The following is a 19,014-nucleotide window of genomic DNA, read 5'->3' as shown; positions in this document are numbered from 1 at the left end:
GACACCCTGAGGCGGGCAGCGCTATCGGGTACGGTTATCAGGCAGTGTGCCACGCGAGCGCGGCACACTGCGCCGAGTGTCTCAGCGTGGCTGAGTGTCCTGGATCGCTTGCTCCTGCCTCAAAGCAGGCCATGAGGTCTTGTCCAGTTCCAGGTCGGCGAACTTGGCTGGATCGAATACCGGCGTCTTCACACCAGCCTTGATCTGCGCGTCATAGTCGTTCATCAGACGCAGACCGGTCTTGAACAACAGAGCCATGGCGATCAGGTTGACGATGGCCAGCAGGCCCATGGTGACGTCGGCGAAGCCGAACACGGTGCCCAGATCCTGGGTCGAGCCCCACATCACCAGCACGATCACCAGTACCCGATAGACTTGCAGCATCAGGCGGCTCTTGCTGAAGAACCCCAGCGCGTTCTCACCCAGGTAGTAGTTGTAGATCAGGGTGGTGAACACGAACAGTGCCAGGGCGATGCTGATGAATACCCGTCCCCACTCACCGACAATGGAGGCCAGAGCGCTCTGGGTGAGGATCACACCACCCACTTCACTGCCTGGCGCGTAGGTGCCCGATAGCAGGATGATCATCGCGGTGCAGGTGCAGATGATCAGGGTATCGATGAACACGCTCAGCGACTGCACCACGCCCTGGGAAGCCGGGTGCGCCACGGCGGCCACGGCGGCCACGTTCGGCGCACTGCCCAGGCCGGCCTCGTTGGAGAACAGGCCACGCTTGACGCCCATGATGATGGCCGCACCGATGCCGCCAGCGAATGCCGGTTCAAGGCCGAAGGCGCTGCGCACGATCAACATGAAGACATCCGGCACCTGGGAGATATTGCTGCCGATGACGAACAGAGCGATGGCGATGTACGAGCCGGCCATGACCGGCACCAGTACATCGGCAAACTTGGCGATGCGTTTGATGCCGCCGAAGATGATCAGACCAATGATGCACACCAGAAAGACACCGCTGATCCACTCGGGAATACCGAAGGTGTCGTGCATGGAGCTGGCCACGGTAAACGATTGCAGAGCGTTGAAGCCGAAACCGAAGGTGACCAGCAGGAGGATGGAGAACACCACCGCCAGCCAGCGTTGGCCCAGGCCATGCAGAATGTAGAAGGCCGGGCCGCCGCGGTAGGTGCCGTCACCTTCGTTGCGCTTGTACAGCTGTGCCAGGGAGCACTCGAAGTAACTGGTGGCCATGCCGACCAGCGCGACCAGCCACATCCAGAACACCGCACCAGGGCCGCCCAGGGTGATGGCCACCGCCACGCCGGCGATGTTGCCGGCACCGACTCGGCCGGCGACGCTGAGCATCAATGCCTGGAACGAACTGAGCTGCCCTGGCTTGCGCACCAGGGCCTGGCTGAAAATCTGGAACATGCTGGTGAAATAGCGGAACTGAACGAAACGCGAGCGGATGCTGAAGTAGAGCCCGAGGCCCACCAGCATGACGATCAGTACTTTGCTCCAGATTAAGTCATTGAGTAGATCGAGCATGGCACTCTTCCTGTTTTTGTTAGGTGATTCGTGGGAAAGGATCCGTGTTACGCAGGCAGCGGTTGTGGCTATCGTTCTGCGCGGTCTGATCGGCGTGTTTTGCTGGCTGCGACGGCTTCGTGAGTCGCTATCGGGCATGTGTGCGAGGCGTATCTGGTGCGGGCAGCCGTACAGTATTTATAGATTGTTCGGCTCGCCGGGATCGGGTCGTTGCCTCTTGGGGCGTCATGGTTGGTGAAGTTTGTTTGTCATACAATTTCGCGGGTCGATTCGATATGGCGCTAGTTGATGCTATATTCACTTCACTCGCATCATCTGAGCCGCCCATGTCCAGTCACCTCGGTGAGAATCTCCGGTTGCTGTGCAGCCACTACCGTTCGATTGCGGAGGTGTGCCGCAAGCTCGGCATCAACCGTGCGCAGTTCAACAAATACCTGTCTGGAGAGAGCCAGCCGATGGCCTATAACCTCAAGCGGATTGGGGACTTTTTTGGCGTCGAGGGTTATGAGCTGGGATTGCCCAGTGATCAGTTCGTCCGCTTGATCGGCGCGCGCGGCACCCACATCGGCGCATCTGCCGAGCAGGATCCATTACACGCGTTGTTACAACCGCTGCGTGAGCAATCCGGCGATCTTTCGCGCTATTGCGGTTACTACTTCGAATACGCCAACTGCATGTCGGTGCCGGGCACCATCCTGTTGTCACTGATCCATATGCGCGAGGAGGGCGGTGCCTTCCTGTTCGAGCGTCAGGAGCGGCAGGTGATCGCCACCGGCGGGCTCGCGGAAGACTCGGCGCGCTGCCGCTACCTGGGCGCCGCGTTCCAGCTGCAGGATCGGCTGTTCCTCATCGACTACGAATCGCTGACGGTCAACGAGATGAGCCAGACCATCCTGATCCCCAGCTTCAAGAGCCGAATCACGCGGCTCAACGGTCTGAAGACCGGCGTCTCCAGCGGCGACCGGCGCACACCGGCCTGCACCCGCGTGGTGTGGGAGTTCCTGGGCACGGAAATCAACCGCATCAGCACCTACCGCCAGGTGATGCTCTATCAGCCGGATGACCCGCGCATCGACGAGGACATCCGCCAGCGCCTCGCCGACGCGCCGGTGCGCGATGGGTTGTTCGAGGTGGAGTGAGGGGCGTATTCAACCAGGTCGTAGGATGGGTGCAACCCATCGGCAACTGATGGGCTTCACCTGCGTGGCCCGACTCATCCTACGGGCTGCAATCGCAATGGTGGATGAAAAGAGCTACGCGCCCCGATCCACCCTACCAGGCGTCCGCTAGCGTCTTATCTCCGCAAGATGCGAACGCGTAGCGGCTATCAGCACAGCTCCGGATGTTTGTTGCAGGTGCCGTAACCCTCGGTCTTCATCTCATCCAGTGCCTGTTGAAGCCGTGCGATCACCTCGTCCGGGGTGTCGAGGTTGAGGGCCAGGTACAGGTCGGAACGATCAAAGGTCAGCACGTTACGCAGGCCGGTGACGTCCGCCTGACGGGCCTGGTGGCGCCATACCGGGTCGGTGGTACCCCACAGGTCGATACGCCCCTGAGTCAGCTTGCTGATGTTCTCCGGATCGCGCAGCGTGTTGATCGGCTGCAGGCCGGCCTTTTCCAGGGTCTGGCTGGCGGCACTGTCCTTGTAGCTGCCGATACGGTACTGGCGGGCCTGTTCGAGATCTTTCAGGTTGGGAATGTTGGAGCCCGGCGCGGCGAGCAGTACGCGCTCGACCTTGGCGATCGGGCCAACCCACTTGAACAGCGGGCGACGGGCTTCGTTCATGGAAGTGGAGAACAGGCCGTAGCTGGCATTCGCGAGGGTGGAGTCGTAGATACGGCTCCAGGGGAAGCGCAGACTCAGGGTGTAATCGATGCCGGCACGCTTGAACATCTCGCGCACGATGGTGGTGCTGACACCCTGGATATTGGCGTCACGGGCGAAATTCTTTTCGTTGTCGGCCATGTTGAATGGCGGAAAGTTTTCCGTTTGTAACACGACCTGGTAACCCGGCGGCAATTCGGCCTGAGCGGGCAGGGCGAAGACGCTGGAAACGGATAGCAAACAGACGAACCATGCGGCTTTGACGGTCATGAGGGGACTTCTCTTTGTTGGGCTGCTGCCGTTGTATCGCGCTGGCGCGCAAACGGCAACGTGTCCTGAAAGAGCGAAGCCCCATACGGTGAATCGGTATGGGGCTTCGGATTGCCGCAGGCGCTTAACGTTGCAGCTCAACCGCCTCTTTGGCCGGTGGCGTCAGCGGCTTGAGCTGATGCGGAGCGATCATGTTTTCCGGGCGCAGAATCTCGGCCAGGGTGGTGTCATCCAGCAGTTGCTCCTCGCGTACCAGTTCCAGCACGCCGCGGCCGCTGACCAGGGCTTCCTTGGCGATACGGGTGGAGTTCTCGTAACCGATGTAGGGGTTGAGCGCGGTGATCAGGCCGATGGAGTTCTCCATCAGGGCGCGGCAGTGGGCTTCGTTGGCGGTGATGCCGTTGATGCAATGCTCGCGCAGCATGTCCATGGCGCGTTGCAGCAGGCGGATCGAGTCGAAGATCTTGTAAGCGATCAGCGGCTCCATCACGTTCAATTGCAGCTGACCCCCTTCGGCCGCCATGGTCAGTGCCAGATCGTTGCCGATGATTTCGAAAGCCACCTGGTTGACCGCTTCCGGGATCACCGGGTTGACCTTGCCGGGCATGATCGAGCTGCCTGGCTGACGCGCCGGCAGGTTGATCTCGTTGATGCCGGTGCGCGGACCGCTGGAGAGCAGGCGCAGGTCGTTGCAGATCTTCGACAGCTTGACCGCGGTGCGCTTGAGCATGCCGGAAAACAGCACGAAGGCGCCCATGTCCGAGGTGGCCTCGATCAGGTCGGCCGCCGGCACCAGTGGCTGGCCGCTGATCAGCGCCAGGCGCTGCACGGCCAGGTGCTGGTAGCCGGGGTCGGCGTTGATGCCGGTGCCGATGGCGGTGCCGCCCAGGTTGACTTCGGTGAGCAGCTCCGGCGCCAGACTGCGCAGGCGTGCCAGGTCTTCGCCGAGAGTGGTGGCGAAGGCGCGGAATTCCTGGCCGAGGGTCATCGGTACGGCGTCCTGCAGCTGGGTGCGGCCCATCTTCAGTACGTGGCTGAATTCTTCACCTTTGGCGGCGAAGGACTGGATCAGGCTGTCCAGGCTGGCCAGCAGGGTGTCATGGCCCAGCAGCAGGCCCAGGCGAATGGCGGTGGGGTAGGCGTCGTTGGTCGACTGCGCCATGTTCACGTCGTTGTTCGGGTGCAGGTGCTTGTATTCACCTTTGGCATGACCCATGGCTTCCAGGGCGATGTTGGCGATCACCTCGTTGGCGTTCATGTTGGTCGAGGTACCGGCGCCGCCCTGGATCATGTCGACCACGAACTGGTCGTGGAAGTCGCCGCGGATGATGCGTGCGCAGGCTTCGCTGATCGCTGCATGCTTGGTGGCGGGCAGGTGGCCCAGTTCGCGGTTCGCGTCGGCTGCGGCCTGCTTGACCATGGCCAGAGCCACGACCAGTTTCGGGTAGTGGGCCAGCGGCACGCCGGACAGGCGGAAGTTGTTCAGCGCACGCAGGGTCTGGATGCCGTAGTAGGCCTCGGCGGGGACTTCGAGGGTACCGAGCAGGTCTTTCTCGACGCGAAACAATGCAGCAGCGGACATGATGTCTCGATTCTCATAAAGGCGCGGAAGATACCGCGATGGCCTTTAGAATAAGGACTTTGACCTAATGCTGGCCAATGCTGTTACTTGCTGTCCTATGCGTAATCGGCATAATGTAGATGTGACCGCCTGGCTGCACCAAACGTGTGCGTGGCGCTTGCGAGTAGAGGATGCCCCGTGAACCTGGAAACCAAATGGCTGGAAGACTTTGTCACCCTGGCCTCCACACGCAGCTTTTCCCAGGCAGCGCAAAAACGCTTCGTCACCCAGCCAGCGTTCAGCCGGCGCATTCGTAGCCTTGAAGCAGTACTGGGTCTGACCCTGGTCAACCGCTCGCGCACACCGGTGGAATTGACCGAGTCCGGCCAGCTGTTCCTGCTGACCGCACGCAGCCTGGTCGAACAGTTGGGTGAAGTGGTGCGCCATCTGCATCACCTGGAGGGTCAGCAGGGCGAGGCCTTGCAGATTGCCGCGGCACATTCCCTGGTCTTCAGCTTCTTCCCCGAGTGGATCGCCCGCTTGCGGCGCGATGGCCTGCCATTGACCACCCGGCTGGTGGCCACCAACGTCGGGGAAGCCGTGCATTCCCTGCGCGAAGGCACCTGTGACCTGATTCTCGCCTACCACGACCAGGACGCCGCCGTGCAACTGGCGCCGGATCTGTTTCCCTCGCTGTATCTGGGGCGCAGCGAAATGCTGCCGGTGTGTGCGGTGGACGAACACGGCGCGCCGCTTCATGACCTAGACGCGGGGCAGAGCGTGCCGCTGCTGGCCTACAGCGCCGGCACCTTTCTTGGCCGCTCGGTGAACCTGTTGCTACGCCAGCGCGCGCTGCGTTCCACCACCGTGCACGAGACGGCCATGGCCGACAGCCTCAAGGCCATGGCCCTGCAAGGCCTGGGCGTGGCCTGGGTGCCACGGCTGTCGATGAACGCCGAGCTGGCTCGCGGCGAACTGGTTGTGTGCGGCAAGGAACACTGGTTCATACCGCTGGAGATCCGTCTGTATCGCTGGAGCATGTCGCGCAAGGCAGCGGTGCGCCTACTCTGGCGCAAGCTCGAAGGCGGCGTGGGGCGGTAGAGCAGCTTCAAGCTGCAAGCCACAAGCCTCAAGTAAGAGCAAAAGCTTGATCGCGATCTTGAGGCGCACGCCATGCTAGCTTGCAGCTTGCAGCTTGCAGCTTGCAGCTTGCAGCTTGCAGCTTGCAGCTTGCAGCTTAAAGCCCGTACTTCTTGACCTTGTCGAACAGTGTGGTCTTGGCCATGCCCAGAGCCTGGGCGGCCTGGCTGAGGTTGCCGGTGTGCTGTTCGAGTGCGTCGACCAGCAGGTTGCGTTCGAAGGCTTCCACCGCCTCGGCGAAGCTCGGCGCGGCGCCGTCGTTGTTACCGCTTTTCTTGAAGGCCGGCAGGCCGAGGGCGAAGCGTTCGGCGACGTTGCGCAGTTCGCGCACGTTGCCCGGCCAATCATGGGCCATGAGCGCCGCCAGGGTATGGCGATCCAGTTCGGGAGCGGCGCGGTCGAAGCGCAGGGCGGAGAGCTGCAGGAAGTGTTCGAACAACAGGGCGATATCTTCGCGGCGTTCGCGCAGTGGCGGCAACTCCAGGGTGACCACGTTGAGGCGGTAGTACAGGTCGCTACGGAAGTGGCCGCTCTTGCCGGCTTCATCGAGATCCGCCTTGGTGGCGGCGATCACCCGGCAGTCGACCTGCACCGGCTGGTTCGAGCCGAGGCGTTCCAGGCTGTGTTCCTGCAGTACGCGCAACAGCTTGATCTGCAGGTTCAGCGGCATGCTCTCGATCTCGTCGAGAAACAGGCTGCCGCCGTTGGCATGTTCGATCTTGCCGATGCGTCGTTTGCCGGCACCGGTGAAGGCGTGGGCCTCGTGACCGAAGATTTCGCTCTCGAACAGGTTCTCCGGCAGGCCGCCGCAGTTCAGCGCGACGAAGGCCTTGTTCTGCCGACGGCTGAAGTCGTGCAGGCAACGCGCGACCAGTTCCTTGCCCGTGCCGGTTTCGCCTTCGATCAGCACGTTGGCCGAGGTGTCGGCGACGTTGGCGATCAGTTCGCGCAACTGCTGCATGGCTGGCGAGCGACCGATCAGCCGATGCTCCAGGGCCTGCTTGCCGGCCAATTGACGGCGCAGCGACGACACTTCGCGGGCCAGGCTGCGTTGTTCCAGTGCGCGGCGGGTGACATCGACCAGGCGCTCGGGGGAGAAGGGTTTCTCCATGAAGTCGTAGGCGCCGTCGCGCATCGCGCCCACGGCCATGCCGATATCGCCGTGGCCGGTGATCAGCACAACGGGCAACGCCGGGTCGCGGCGCTTGAGCTCATCCAGCAGTTTCAGGCCATCCATGCCCGGCAGGCGGATGTCGCTGATGACGATGCCGGCGAAGTCCGCGTCGATGCGTTGCAGGGCCTGTTCGGCGCTGCCGACGCCCTCGCTGGCGATATCTTCCAGGGCCAGGGCCTGCTGGCAGCCGAGCAGCACGTGGGGGTCGTCTTCGACGATCAGCACGGTGAGGTCGTCATTCATCGGGTGTCTCCATGACAGCGGCAACCTGAGGCAGGTTGAGTTCGAAAGCGGTGCCGCCCTGGGGCGGATGATCGGCGCTGAGGCTGCCGCCAGCGGCTGCCGCGAGGCTGGCCGATAGCGTCAGGCCAAGCCCCAGGCCCTGCTCGCCGGGCTTGGTGGTGAAGAAGGGTTCGAATAGATGCGTGCGATCCGCCGGGGCTATGCCGGGACCGTTGTCGAGCACACGCAGGCGATAGCGATCGCCATCGGCGCTACCCTGCAGCCACAAGTGGCGATCCGCCTGGGTGCTCATGGCATCGGCGGCGTTGGCGATCAGGTTGACGAGAATCTGTTCCAGGCGAGTCTGGTTGATCGCCAAGCGTGCGTCGTCGAACTGGTGGTGAATGTTCAGCGGGGTGCGCTCCAGGCGCGGCTGCACCACCTGCAGTGCGGCTTCCACGGCTTTGCTCAGGCTGGCTTCGCCGCCGTCGTTGGAGCGCCGCGCGAAGGCACGCAGGCTGCCGGTGATCTTGCCCATGCGGTCGACCAGCTCGTTGATGGTCTGCAGGTTGGTGGTGGCCACGTCGTACGAGCCCCGGGAGAGAAAGCGCACGGTGTTGCCAGACAGGGTGCGCAGCGCGGCCAGCGGCTGGTTGAGCTCATGGGCGATGCTGGTGGACATCTGCCCGATAACCGCCAGCTTGCCGGCCTGCACCAGTTCGTCCTGGGCCAGGCGCAGGGTGTTCTCGGCCTGCCGCCGTTCGCGGATCTGCGCCTTGAGGCGGTCGTTGCTGGCGCGCAGATCGGCGGTGCGTTCGGTAATCTTGCGTTCCAGCTCGCTGTTGGCCTGCTGCAGCGCTTCACGGGCGGCGAGGCGGGTGGCGATTACCTTGCGGCGCTCATTCCAGGCGATCAGCAGGAAGGCCAGCAGGGCGAAGGCGACAGCCGCCAGCATGCCGTGGCTGATCGCCTCGCGGCGCAGATCCTGCAGCGGGCTGAGCAGGGTCAGGTGCCAGGGCGTGTCTTCCAGTGGGCGACTTTGCGACAGGTAGTTGATCGCTTCACTGACCTTCTGCTCGCCGGTAGCGGCGAAGCTGACCTGCTCGACATCGGTATCCACGGGGGTGCGCGCCAGTGGGATCAGTTCGTCGAGCGCCGACCAGTGATACTGCAGGCTGCGCGCCAGGCGCTCCTTGATATCGGCGTTCAGCGGGCGTACGGCCTTGAGGCGCCGGGCCGGGTCGCTGGAGAGAATGATGATGCCGTTCTCGTCGCTGACGTAGGCTTCCAGGCGTGCCCGCTGCCAGCGCTGCTCCAGTGGGTCGAGACGTACCTTGACCACCGCCACGCCTATGATTCGGCCATTGGCCTTGAGGCCGTGGGACAGGTAATAACCGGGCTCGCCAGTGGTGCTGCCGATACCATAGAAGCGCCCCTGCTCGCCTTGCAGCGCATCCTGGAAATAGGCACGGAAAGACAGGTCTTCACCCAGGTAACTATCGGGCTGGCGCCAGTTGCTGGTGGCGAGTACGCGCCCATCGGTGTCCATCACGTAGATGGCCAGACTGCCGCTGCGCCGGTTGAGGCCTTCGAGGTAATCGTTGACGCGTTGGCGACGGTAGGCGTCGGGCGTCAGCAGCAGACGGCTGACGTTGGATTCGAGCTCCAGCAGGCTGGGCAGGTAGGTGTACTTGTTGATCTCGCTTTCCACCGCCCGGGCGTTGAGCTCGAGCTGGCGTTCGCCGCTCTCGATCAGGTTTCGGATGCCGGTCTTTTCGCTGAGGTAATAACCGGCGTAGCCGCAAGCGGCGACCAGAATCAGCATCAGCAGGGTCAGCAGCAGGTGACGGGCGTAGCGCGGTTTGGCGGACAAGGCGGGCGACACCACACGAAGACTGGCGGGAGCGCATTGCATCACAGTCCTCCGGGGCTGGCCAGTTGTGGGGCGGCGAGGTGTTCGTGGGGCTTCGCTGGGATTGAACCCGCTATACCCGTTGCGCAATATGGATGTTGCCATCCTGCGGTCTGTAGGAGCTGGCTTGCCAGCGATGCGGGTTTCGGTGTGATACCGCCATGAACCTTGCCATCGCTATCGCCAGCAAGGCTAGGCGCCCCCGCCGCTCCTACAGGGTTGCATCAGTGCTGCAGGATCTTGGCGAGGAACTGCTGGGCGCGTTCGGAGCGCGCGCTCACGTCACCGAAGAACTCTTCCTTCGGGCAGTCTTCGACGATCTGGCCGGCGTCCATGAAGATCACTCGATCAGCGACCTTGCGGGCGAAACCCATCTCGTGGGTCACGCACATCATGGTCATGCCTTCGTGGGCCAGTTGCACCATCACGTCGAGCACCTCGTTGACCATTTCCGGGTCGAGTGCCGAAGTCGGCTCGTCGAACAGCATCACCACCGGATCCATCGCCAGGGCACGGGCGATGGCTACACGCTGCTGCTGACCGCCGGACAGCTGTCCCGGATGCTTGTGCGCGTGTTCCTTGAGGCCGACGCGGTCGAGCAGGGCCAGGCCTTTCTGCTTGGCTTCTTCCTTGCTGCGGCCCAGTACCTTGATCTGCGCGATGGTCAGATTTTCTGTGATGGTCAGGTGCGGGAACAGCTCGAAGTGCTGGAACACCATGCCGACCCGCGAGCGCAGCTTGGGCAGGTTGGTCTTCTTGTCGGCGATGGAGGTGCCATCGACCGTGATGTCGCCCTTCTGGAACGGCTCCAGGGCGTTGACGCACTTGATCAGGGTGGACTTGCCCGAGCCGGACGGCCCGCAGACCACGACCACTTCGCCCTTCTTGACGTCCGTGGTGCAGTCGGTCAGCACCTGGAAGTCCCCATACCACTTGTTGACGTTCTTGATGGAAATCATACGGCTAACCTTTTTTGCAGGAGCTTGACCAGCTGCGAGGCAGCGAAGCTGATGGTGAAGTAGACCAGACCGGCGAATATCAGGAACTCGTGGGGCTGGCCAAGAATGTCACCGCGCGAGCGGGCGGCATTGAGGAAGTCCATCAGGCCGACGGTGTACACCAGCGAGGTGTCCTGGAACAGGATGATGCTCTGCTGCAGCAGCAGCGGGGTCATCTTGCGGAACGCCTGGGGCAGGATGATCAGGCGCATGGTCTGACCGTAGGTCATGCCCAGTGCCTGAGCGGCGCCCATCTGGCCCTTGGGAATGGCCTGGATGCCGGCGCGGACGATTTCGCAGAAATACGCCGCCTCGAACATGATGAAGGCCACCAGGCAGGAGGCGAACGCGCCCACCGGTGTGTCTTCGCCAGTGATCCAGCGCAGGATGAACGGCACCGCGAAGTAGAACCAGGTGATCACCAGCAGCAGCGGGATCGAGCGGAAGTAGTTGACGTAGGTCGCGGCCAGCTTCGACAGCAGCACGTTGCTCGACAGGCGCATGAGGGCCAGCAGGGTGCCCAGCACCACGCCACCGATGACGCCCATGACCATCAGCTGCAGGGTCATGGCCATGCCTTCCCAGAGGCCCGGCAGGGCGGGGATGATCTGACTGAAGTCCATCATTTACCTCCCACGGAAATCAGGCCGGGCACGGCGACCTTACGCTCGAGCACACGCATGATCATCATCAGGCTCATGTTCAGGGTGAAGTAGATCAGCGTTGCCAGGGTGAAGGCTTCGAACAGGTTGGCGCTGAATTCGGCGGTCTGTTTGGTCTGCGCGAGCAGTTCCATGAGGCCGATCAACGAAGCCACCGAGGAGTTCTTGAAGATGTTCAGGAATTCGCTGGTCAGTGGCGGAATGATGATCCGGTAAGCCTGGGGCAGCAGCACGTTGCTGTAGATCTGCGGCAGGCGGAAACCCATGGCGTAGGCGGCGGCGGTCTGGCCGGCGGGCAGCGCCTGGATGCCGGTGCGTACCTGTTCGCAGACGCGGGCAGCGGTGAACAGGCCGAGACAAACCACAACCGATAGATAGGCCGAGGTGGCAGGGTTGAGATCCTGCTTGAACCACAGCTCCAGAGGTTCGGGCAGCAGATCCGGCACCAGGAAGTACCAGAGGAACAGCTGCACCAGCAGCGGCACGTTACGGAAGACTTCCACGTACGCGGTGGCGATGCCGGAGATCAGGCGATTCGGCATGGTGCGCATCACACCGAGCAACGAGCCGAGTGACAGGGCGATCAGCCAGCCGACCAGCGCGATGGCGATGGTCCAGCCCAGACCGGTGATGAACCAGTCCAGGTAGAGTTCGCTGCCAATGCCGGTGGACTTGAAGAATATGCCCCAGTCCCAGTTGTAGTTCATGCGGGTTTCCCATCAGGTGGAGTCATGCGGCGAAGCCGGTTGCCGGGCAACAGTCACCCGCATCCGCGTGGGCGGATGAGCGTTGGCTTCGTCAGAAATTAGGTGGGGAAGCCGCAGGCTTCCCCTTCCCCCGCGCACGCCCCTTCTCGTGAAAGGGGCGCGGCATTACACCGTTAGATCTGCTCTGCAGACTTGTCGGTCGGTTCGGCGATCAGCTTTTTCAGCTCGTCGCTCATGGGGAAATTGAGGTTCAGGCCTTTTGGCGGTACCGGCTGCTGGAACCACTTGTTGTAGATGTCGTTGATCTCGCCGGATGCGAAAGTCGCGCTGATGGCCTTGTCGACCACCTTCTTGAAGCTTTCGTCGCCTTTACGAACCATGCAGCCGTAGATTTCGAAGGATTGCGGGGTACCGACCACGTGCCAGTCATCCGGCTTCTTGGCCTTGGCCATTTCGCCTGCCAGCAGGGCGTCGTCCATCATGAAGGCCACAGCGCGGTTGGATTCGAGCATCAGGAAGGACTCGCCGTGATCCTTGGCGGAAATCACGTTCATGCCCATTTTCTTCTCGGCGTTCATGGACTTGAGCAGGCGCTCGGAAGTGGTACCGGCGGTGGTCACCACGTTCTTGCCTTTGAGGTCGTCGAAATCGTTCACGCTGCCGCTTTTCTTGGCCAGCAGGCGGGTGCCGACTTCGAAGATGCCGACGGAGAAATCGACCTGACGCTGACGCTCGACGTTGTTGGTGGTGGAGCCACACTCCAGATCCACGGTGCCGTTCTGCACCAGTGGAATACGGGTCTGCGAGGTCACCAGGTTGTAGCGCACCTTCAGATCGGGCAGCTCCAGTTCCTTCTTCAGCTCTTCGACCACTTTGAGCTGCAGGTCATGGGAATAGCCAACCGGCTGCTTGGAGGTGTCGCCGAAATACGAGAAGGGGATGGACGAGTCGCGGTGACCCAGGGTGATGGTGCCCGAATCCTTGATCTTCTTCAGAGTACCGGTAAGTTCGGCGGCCAGTGCCGGGGTGGACATCAGGGCGGCGGTAATGGCTACAGCCAGTACGCGGGGGACAATACGCATCGGTCGATTCCTCGGTGTTGTTGTTATCGAAGCCGTACAGCGTGGTACGTGCCTCTATGTGGAAGAGCTATCGCATTCCTGGGCAGATAAGGAGCAGGATGTGTGCCAGGCAGATGTCCATACCTAGTAGATGCCTAACTATTTGATAAATATACATATTTATTTTGATGGCGAGCTGTCGAAAGACGCTTGGGATTCGGTTGTTCGGTTTTTCGACAGCTTTGCGTTCGGAATTCCGAATGCGGAGGGGCGGGCGGCCGCGCTGGCCGCCCGTTTTTCTGAACTCAGCGATTGCGCAGGAAGGCGTTGATGAAGTCGCCCTGATTGGCTGCCTTGCGCTAGGTGAAGACCTTGGGATATTTGGCCAGCTCCAGGGCGCTGGCATTAGCAGTCAGGAAAACGGAGGCGATAAGCAGTGACAGCCGTGTCATGGCGTAGTCCTTTTGATGGATGTAGTGAGAATTCTAGAGGTGTCCGACAGCGGCCGATGTGACTCCGTTCCCCGCTGCCGGTTCTCGCTCTCAGAATTGCATCACCACTCGCCCCTCTATATTCCCGGCACGCATCTGCTCGAGGATGCTGTTGACGTTATCCAGCGTATCGCTGTGGATGGTCGCCTTGACCAGCCCCTCGCCCGCGAAGTCCAGCGCTTCCTGCAGATCAGCGCGAGTGCCGACGATGGAGCCGGTAATGCTGATGGCCTTGAGCACCACATCGAATATCGGCGTCGGGAAATCGCCCGGCGGCAGCCCTACCAGCGCGACCGTACCGCCGCGACGCGCCATGCCGATGGCCTGGCCGAAGGCGCTGTTCGACACCGCGGTGACCAGCACGCCGTGGGCGCCGCCGATGTCGCGTTGCACGACCATGGCCGGATCTTCATGGCGGGCATTGATGGTCAGGCTGGCGCCGAGTTTCTTTGCCAGCGCCAGTTTGGCGTCATCCACATCGATGGCGACGACATGCAAACCCATGGCGCGGGCGTACTGCACCGCGACGTGGCCGAGGCCGCCTATACCCGAAATGGCCACCCACTGACCGGGACGCGCGCCAGTGACTTTCAGGCCCTTGTATACGGTGACGCCTGCGCAGAGGATCGGCGCGATCTCGGCGAATTCGACATTCTTCGGCAGGATGCCGACATAGTTGGGGTCGGCCAGCACGTACTCGGCGTAGCTACCGTTCACCGAATAGCCCGTGTTCTGCTGATCGGCGCAAAGTGTTTCCCAGCCGGTGAGGCAGTGTTCGCAACAGCCGCAAGCGGTGTACAGCCAGGGCACGCCGACGCGGTCGCCCTCCTTGATCCGGGTTACGCCACTGCCCACGGCGGCGACGTAACCGACGCCCTCATGGCCGGGAATGAACGGCAGGCTGGGTTTGACCGGCCAGTCGCCGTCGGCGGCGTGCAGATCCGTATGGCAGACACCGGCCGCCTCGATCTTCACCAGTATCTGCCCGGGGCCGGGCAGTGGAACCTTTACCTCTTCGAGCCGCAGAGCCTCGCCGAAGGCATGCACGACGGCTGCTTTCATGGTCTGTTGCATGGCGCGATCCTCTTTGATGGAGAGCCTCAGTATGGAAGGTCTGCCACGCCACGCATTGCTTCAGGACAATAGTCGCCGTTATCGCACTGGCTTCCGACGAGCGGCCGATTATCGATTTGCGCACGACTGCAGTATAATTGCCGGTTTCCGCAAACCACGCCTTCCGCGTGGTTTGTTGTTTCTGCCGTGGCGCCAGGCGCCCGAGACGAGAGAGGCACGACGATGAGCGCACTGGTTGGCGTGATCATGGGTTCCAAGTCCGATTGGAGCACCCTGAGCCATACCGTCGAGATGCTGGATAAATTAGGCATTCCTAACGAAGTGAAGGTGGTTTCCGCCCACCGCACCCCGGATCTGCTGTTCCAGTACGCCGAAGAAGCCGAGGGCCGTGGCATCCAGGTGATCATCGCCGGTGCGGGTGGCGCTGCCCACTTGCCGGGCATGTGCGCCGCCAAGACCCACCTGCCGGTACTCGGCGTGCCGGTGCAGTCGTCCATGCTGTCGGGCGTCGACTCACTGCTGTCCATCGTGCAGATGCCTGCAGGCGTGCCGGTCGCTACCCTGGCCATTGGCCGTGCTGGCGCCATCAATGCCGCGCTGCTGGCGGCAAGCATCCTCGGTCATCAGCACCCGCAGTTCCACGCGGCGCTCAAGCAGTTCCGCGACGAGCAGACCCATACCGTGCTGGACAACCCGGATCCGAGGGCGCAGTAATGAAGATCGGCGTAATCGGGGGCGGTCAGCTCGGTCGCATGCTGGCGCTGGCGGGTACACCGCTGGGCATGAATTTCGCGTTTCTCGACCCTGCGCCGGATGCCTGTGCGCAAGCGCTGGGCGAACACATCCGCGCCGATTACGGCGATCAGGATCACCTGCGCCAACTGGCCGACGAGGTCGACCTGGTGACCTTCGAGTTCGAAAGCGTGCCGGCTGAAACCGTCGCCTTCCTATCCCAGTTCGTGCCGGTGTATCCAGGCGCCGAGTCGCTGCGCATCGCCCGTGATCGCTGGTTCGAGAAGTCGATGTTCCGTGAGCTGGGTATCCCCACGCCGGAATTCGCCGACATCCAGTCCCAGGCCGATCTCGATGCGGCAGCCGCGAACATTGGCCTGCCGGCCGTGATGAAGACCCGTACCCTGGGTTATGACGGCAAGGGCCAGAAGGTGCTGCGCAAGCCGGAAGACGTCATCGGCGCTTTCGCCGAGCTGGGTAGCGTGCCGTGCATCCTCGAAGGTTTCGTGCCCTTTACCGGCGAAGTGTCGCTGGTGGCGGTGCGCGGCCGTGATGGCGAAACACGCTTCTATCCCTTGGTGCACAACACCCACGACAGCGGCATTCTCAGCCTGTCCGTTGCCAGCACCAATCATCCGCTGCAGGCGCTGGCCGAGGATTATGTCGGCCGGGTGCTGAGCCAGCTCGACTATGTCGGCGTCATGGCCTTCGAGTTCTTCGAAGTGGACGGTGGCCTCAAGGCCAACGAGATCGCCCCACGGGTGCACAACTCCGGTCACTGGACCATCGAAGGCGCAGAGTGCAGCCAGTTCGAGAACCATCTGCGTGCCGTTGCCGGCCTGCCGCTGGGCTCGACCGCCAAGGTGGGCGAGAGCGCCATGCTCAACTTCATCGGCAGCGTACCCGCTGTGGATAAAGTGGCCGCTATCGACGACTGCCACCTGCATCACTACGGCAAGGCCTTCAAGGCCGGGCGCAAGGTTGGCCACGCCACACTGCGCTGTGCCGATCGGGCGACTCTCGATAGCCGCATTGCCCAGGTACGCGCGCTGATCGATGCGTCCTGAGCGTGGACGACTCGGAGGTTGAACCTCTCCAGCGCTGATCGCGTCTGATAAAAGGCGCCGTCTTCGTGCGGCGCCTTTTTTCTATTCAGGAGGGCGTCATGGGTATTATCGGCACTATCTTAATCGGCCTGATCGTGGGTTTGATCGCCCGTTTTCTCAAGCCTGGTAATGACAGCATGGGCTGGATCATGACCATCCTGCTGGGTATTGGTGGCTCCATCGCCGCGACCTACGGTGGCCAGGCACTGGGCATCTACAGAGCAGGTGAAGGTGCTGGTTTCATCGGTGCGGTGGTTGGTGCGATCATCCTGCTGGTGATCTATGGCGTGATCACCAAGAAGAGTTGAACCGGTAGCTGGACGCATCGACGACTGGCTGCTCCCCGTTGGCCATTACCACCATGAGTTCCGTCGATGCGTTCCCTGCTCCTTGTTCTGCTGTTGATCTGCGGCATCGCCCGCGCCGAAGTACCGGAAACCGACTGGTTGGAGCTGATGCCCGAAGAGGATCAGCGCGCGCTGGAGCAGATGCCGGAGATCACCCACGACGGCCCGGAAGCGGCTGGCAGCTTCGATAGCAAGGGTGGTCTCAAGCAGCAGGAAAAGGGTCTGCCCGCGGTCATGTATTCGGCTAAGACGGTGCCGGCCATGGACGGCAAACAGATCCGTCTCGGCGGTTATCCAGTACCGCTGGAAACCGATAACGCCGGGCGCAGCACGTTGTTCTTCCTGGTGCCATATCCTGGCGCTTGCATCCACGTACCACCACCACCGCCCAACCAGTTGGTACTGGTGCGCTATCCCAAGGGCATTGCCCTGGCCGATATCTACGAACCACTCTGGGTCAACGGCACGCTGAAGATCGAACCGGTCAGCAACGATCTGGCCGATGCGGCCTATGCGCTGGATGCCAGCAGCGCGCGGATGGTCGAGGAAAGCGATCTGTGAGGGAACTGCGGCGCCTGTGCAGCGCCGCGTTTCTTCGTTGCCTCAGGCGCGGAAGACCAGTTGCATGGCCTGGCGGGCCATATTGACCACCGTTCTGGCCAGCAGATCCAGCACCCAACGCAGGAACGCCGTGGTGATATCCGCCGTAGACGGTATGGCACGCCCCAGAAAGTTGAAAATCTTGGCGATCAGGTTGCGCAGCGAATCGCTGATGTCCTTACAGACCTGAGCACCCTGCACGAGAATGCCGGCGATCTGATCCAGAATCGTCATTCCCGTGGTGATGACGCTGCCTATCACCACGTTGGCGGCTTTCTTCAACAGATACTGCATCGCCTTGGAAATCATCCACAGCGTAGTGGCGGAATGCATCGTGCCGCCGTAGTGGGCACTTTCCAGCCAAGTATCGATATCCCGCGCCAGTGGTGGCTCCGGGTTACGGTACAGGCCAGCCCAGGACGAATCGCCGATTGAGTTCAGATAATGCTCCATCCGATGGGCATCACCGTTGAATAGTGCTCCGTTCCAAGGAAGCATGCATACACTGCCATCTACCGGAACATGATTGAACGGAAAAATAGGCACCATACTTACCGGGTCGGCTGCGTGGTACGTACGGTAAATATTATGTTTGCCAAGCTTGTTGCTGACGTTACGTGCGAAGCCAGAGACACCGACTCGCGGCGAGCCAAAAGTGTAGAGCTTGATCCCTGCAACGCCTAGTTCGCTGAGATGATCAGCAGCCAGGGTTGCCAGTGCACCGCCCAAGCTGTGCCCCACACAATGCACGGTACTGGGGTTGCGACCACGCATGAATGTATCTATGTCAGCGCGCAGGGATTTGAATGTTTCGTTGAACCCGGCATGCACCGGCCACGTGCTGGGCCCCCGCTGCAGACCGGCATTGAGATCTGTAAGGCCATCCATGAGGGAGGCTGTGCCACGGAATGCCAGTAAAACCTCTCCCAAGCGTCCGCCGGTTCCGTTGGCACCATAGACGAACGATGTTCTTGATCTTGCAATCGCTCCGCTGGTACCTGAAAAAATTTGTGCGGAGCCCGTATCAAATAAATTTGCTATGCCACTGATAGCGGCTTCTTTAGAAATGGAATCTGAACTTCCCGTGCGGATCTCATATACAAAGCTCGCTATTGTTGCCGAATACTTGGGAGGTAGCGGGTTCATCCTTTTTCCCTTTAAAAGTTAAAATGGAACACAGATGCCATAGCTTTTCGTTTCTGGGTGCGGGCCTGGCGTGTCGGTGAGCTCGCACTTAAAGCGAATAGGTTTGCCGTTGAGTTCTCCAAGGTTGTCGTAATTTCGCTTGCTTTGGTACCAGCCCTCGTATTCCTTACCCTGGTAGCGAAATCGTATGTTTTGAGTGATTACGGGTTCATGCGGCATAAATCCCGCCGTCAGGGATTTGCCTGTTATTACTGGGAAGTGGAAGCGACCTTCACTGTCTGTAGATGTTTTATTAAGGCCCTTAACATCTTTCCAATGCCATAAATAATCCTGCTCTACTTCAACGCCTTCGACAGGTTGACCGTTCAGTAGGACAGTCCCTTCTACCTCTGAAAACAGATAAAACGTTTTGGAAAACCCCATGGCTTGCCCCTGTGTTAATAGTCCGATTAAAAGCACTGCACAGCACGATAGGCTCCG

Annotated in this window: 18 protein-coding genes; 6 read left to right on the top strand and 12 right to left on the bottom strand. The window is 61.3% G+C overall.

Annotation, left to right across the window (positions count from 1 at the left end):
- Window positions 1-81: 81 nt before the first annotated feature.
- Window positions 82-1,506 (bottom strand): alanine/glycine:cation symporter family protein, encoded by a 1,425-nt coding sequence (locus tag DNK06_RS06905; RefSeq protein ID WP_131179302.1) that lies wholly within the window; start codon window positions 1,504-1,506, stop codon window positions 82-84.
- Between the two features lie 326 nt (window positions 1,507-1,832).
- On the opposite strand from DNK06_RS06905, the gene DNK06_RS06900 reads away from it, so the two are divergent.
- Window positions 1,833-2,645 (top strand): helix-turn-helix domain-containing protein, encoded by an 813-nt coding sequence (locus tag DNK06_RS06900; RefSeq protein ID WP_131179301.1) that lies wholly within the window; start codon window positions 1,833-1,835, stop codon window positions 2,643-2,645.
- A gap of 188 nt (window positions 2,646-2,833) precedes the next feature.
- Here the strand turns inward: DNK06_RS06900 and DNK06_RS06895 are convergent, their stop codons facing one another.
- Both DNK06_RS06895 and aspA read right to left on the bottom strand, forming a co-directional pair.
- A complete protein-coding gene (locus DNK06_RS06895; protein WP_131179300.1) occupies window positions 2,834-3,601 on the bottom strand; it encodes a substrate-binding periplasmic protein in 768 nt (255 codons plus the stop codon).
- Between the two features lie 124 nt (window positions 3,602-3,725).
- Window positions 3,726-5,183 carry an aspartate ammonia-lyase gene (gene aspA / locus DNK06_RS06890; protein WP_131179299.1) on the bottom strand — a complete coding sequence of 486 codons (1,458 nt, stop codon included), beginning with the start codon at window positions 5,181-5,183 and terminating at the stop codon, window positions 3,726-3,728.
- Window positions 5,184-5,360: 177 nt separating this feature from the next.
- Here aspA and DNK06_RS06885 point away from each other — a divergent pair, with 177 nt between their 5' ends.
- Window positions 5,361-6,263, top strand: a complete 903-nt coding sequence (locus DNK06_RS06885; protein WP_131179298.1) for a LysR substrate-binding domain-containing protein — start codon at window positions 5,361-5,363, stop codon at window positions 6,261-6,263.
- A 136-nt stretch (window positions 6,264-6,399) separates the two neighbouring features.
- On the opposite strand, the gene aauR is transcribed toward DNK06_RS06885, so the two are convergent.
- The 7 genes from aauR to adhP all read right to left on the bottom strand — a co-directional run bounded on the left by aauR (window position 6,400) and on the right by adhP (window position 14,603).
- Window positions 6,400-7,719, bottom strand: a complete 1,320-nt coding sequence (aauR, locus tag DNK06_RS06880) for a two-component response regulator AauR (protein ID WP_131179297.1) — start codon at window positions 7,717-7,719, stop codon at window positions 6,400-6,402.
- Window positions 7,712-9,613, bottom strand: a complete 1,902-nt coding sequence (locus DNK06_RS06875) for a sensor histidine kinase (protein ID WP_131179296.1) — start codon at window positions 9,611-9,613, stop codon at window positions 7,712-7,714. Before DNK06_RS06875 ends, aauR begins: the two co-directional genes overlap by 8 nt.
- 221 nt (window positions 9,614-9,834) lie before the next feature.
- The gene (locus DNK06_RS06870) at window positions 9,835-10,569 is read right to left on the bottom strand and encodes an amino acid ABC transporter ATP-binding protein (RefSeq protein WP_131179295.1); all 735 of its coding nucleotides are present in this window, start codon (window positions 10,567-10,569) and stop codon (window positions 9,835-9,837) included.
- Complete coding sequence (locus tag DNK06_RS06865) at window positions 10,566-11,234, bottom strand: amino acid ABC transporter permease (RefSeq protein WP_207389967.1); 669 nt, start codon at window positions 11,232-11,234, stop codon at window positions 10,566-10,568. The genes DNK06_RS06870 and DNK06_RS06865 overlap by 4 nt, the downstream gene beginning before the upstream one ends.
- Window positions 11,231-11,977 (bottom strand): amino acid ABC transporter permease, encoded by a 747-nt coding sequence (locus DNK06_RS06860; protein WP_131179293.1) that lies wholly within the window; start codon window positions 11,975-11,977, stop codon window positions 11,231-11,233. Before DNK06_RS06860 ends, DNK06_RS06865 begins: the two co-directional genes overlap by 4 nt.
- A 173-nt stretch (window positions 11,978-12,150) precedes the next feature.
- Window positions 12,151-13,059, bottom strand: coding sequence for a glutamate/aspartate ABC transporter substrate-binding protein (locus DNK06_RS06855; protein WP_131179292.1), 909 nt, complete (start codon window positions 13,057-13,059; stop codon window positions 12,151-12,153).
- 521 nt (window positions 13,060-13,580) lie between these two features.
- Complete coding sequence (gene adhP, locus DNK06_RS06850) at window positions 13,581-14,603, bottom strand: alcohol dehydrogenase AdhP (RefSeq protein ID WP_131179291.1); 1,023 nt, start codon at window positions 14,601-14,603, stop codon at window positions 13,581-13,583.
- Between the two features lie 222 nt (window positions 14,604-14,825).
- Between adhP and purE the strand changes: the two genes are divergently transcribed.
- The 4 genes from purE to DNK06_RS06830 all read left to right on the top strand — a co-directional run bounded on the left by purE (window position 14,826) and on the right by DNK06_RS06830 (window position 17,349).
- Window positions 14,826-15,317 carry a 5-(carboxyamino)imidazole ribonucleotide mutase gene (gene purE, locus DNK06_RS06845; RefSeq protein WP_131179290.1) on the top strand — a complete coding sequence of 164 codons (492 nt, stop codon included), beginning with the start codon at window positions 14,826-14,828 and terminating at the stop codon, window positions 15,315-15,317.
- Entirely contained in the window at window positions 15,317-16,402 is a 1,086-nt protein-coding gene (locus DNK06_RS06840; RefSeq protein WP_131179289.1) for a 5-(carboxyamino)imidazole ribonucleotide synthase, read from the top strand. Before purE ends, DNK06_RS06840 begins: the two co-directional genes overlap by 1 nt.
- A 98-nt stretch (window positions 16,403-16,500) precedes the next feature.
- Window positions 16,501-16,749, top strand: a complete 249-nt coding sequence (locus tag DNK06_RS06835; protein WP_131179288.1) for a GlsB/YeaQ/YmgE family stress response membrane protein — start codon at window positions 16,501-16,503, stop codon at window positions 16,747-16,749.
- 66 nt (window positions 16,750-16,815) lie between these two features.
- On the top strand, window positions 16,816-17,349 hold the full coding sequence (locus DNK06_RS06830) for a DUF3299 domain-containing protein (RefSeq protein ID WP_131179287.1): 534 nt from the start codon (window positions 16,816-16,818) through the stop codon (window positions 17,347-17,349).
- 42 nt (window positions 17,350-17,391) lie between these two features.
- Here DNK06_RS06830 and DNK06_RS06825 read toward each other — a convergent pair whose 3' ends face one another.
- A complete protein-coding gene (locus DNK06_RS06825; protein WP_131179286.1) occupies window positions 17,392-18,534 on the bottom strand; it encodes a lipase family protein in 1,143 nt (380 codons plus the stop codon).
- Window positions 18,535-18,552: 18 nt separating this feature from the next.
- Complete coding sequence (locus DNK06_RS06820) at window positions 18,553-18,957, bottom strand: DUF6795 domain-containing protein (RefSeq protein ID WP_242674696.1); 405 nt, start codon at window positions 18,955-18,957, stop codon at window positions 18,553-18,555.
- Window positions 18,958-19,014 lie beyond the last annotated feature (57 nt).

The sequence above is a fragment of the Phytopseudomonas daroniae genome, from assembly GCF_004327285.1.
Taxonomy (GTDB): domain Bacteria; phylum Pseudomonadota; class Gammaproteobacteria; order Pseudomonadales; family Pseudomonadaceae; genus Aquipseudomonas; species Aquipseudomonas daroniae.
Note: the sequence above shows the minus strand (reverse complement) of the source record. Positions and strands in the feature narration are given on the sequence as shown.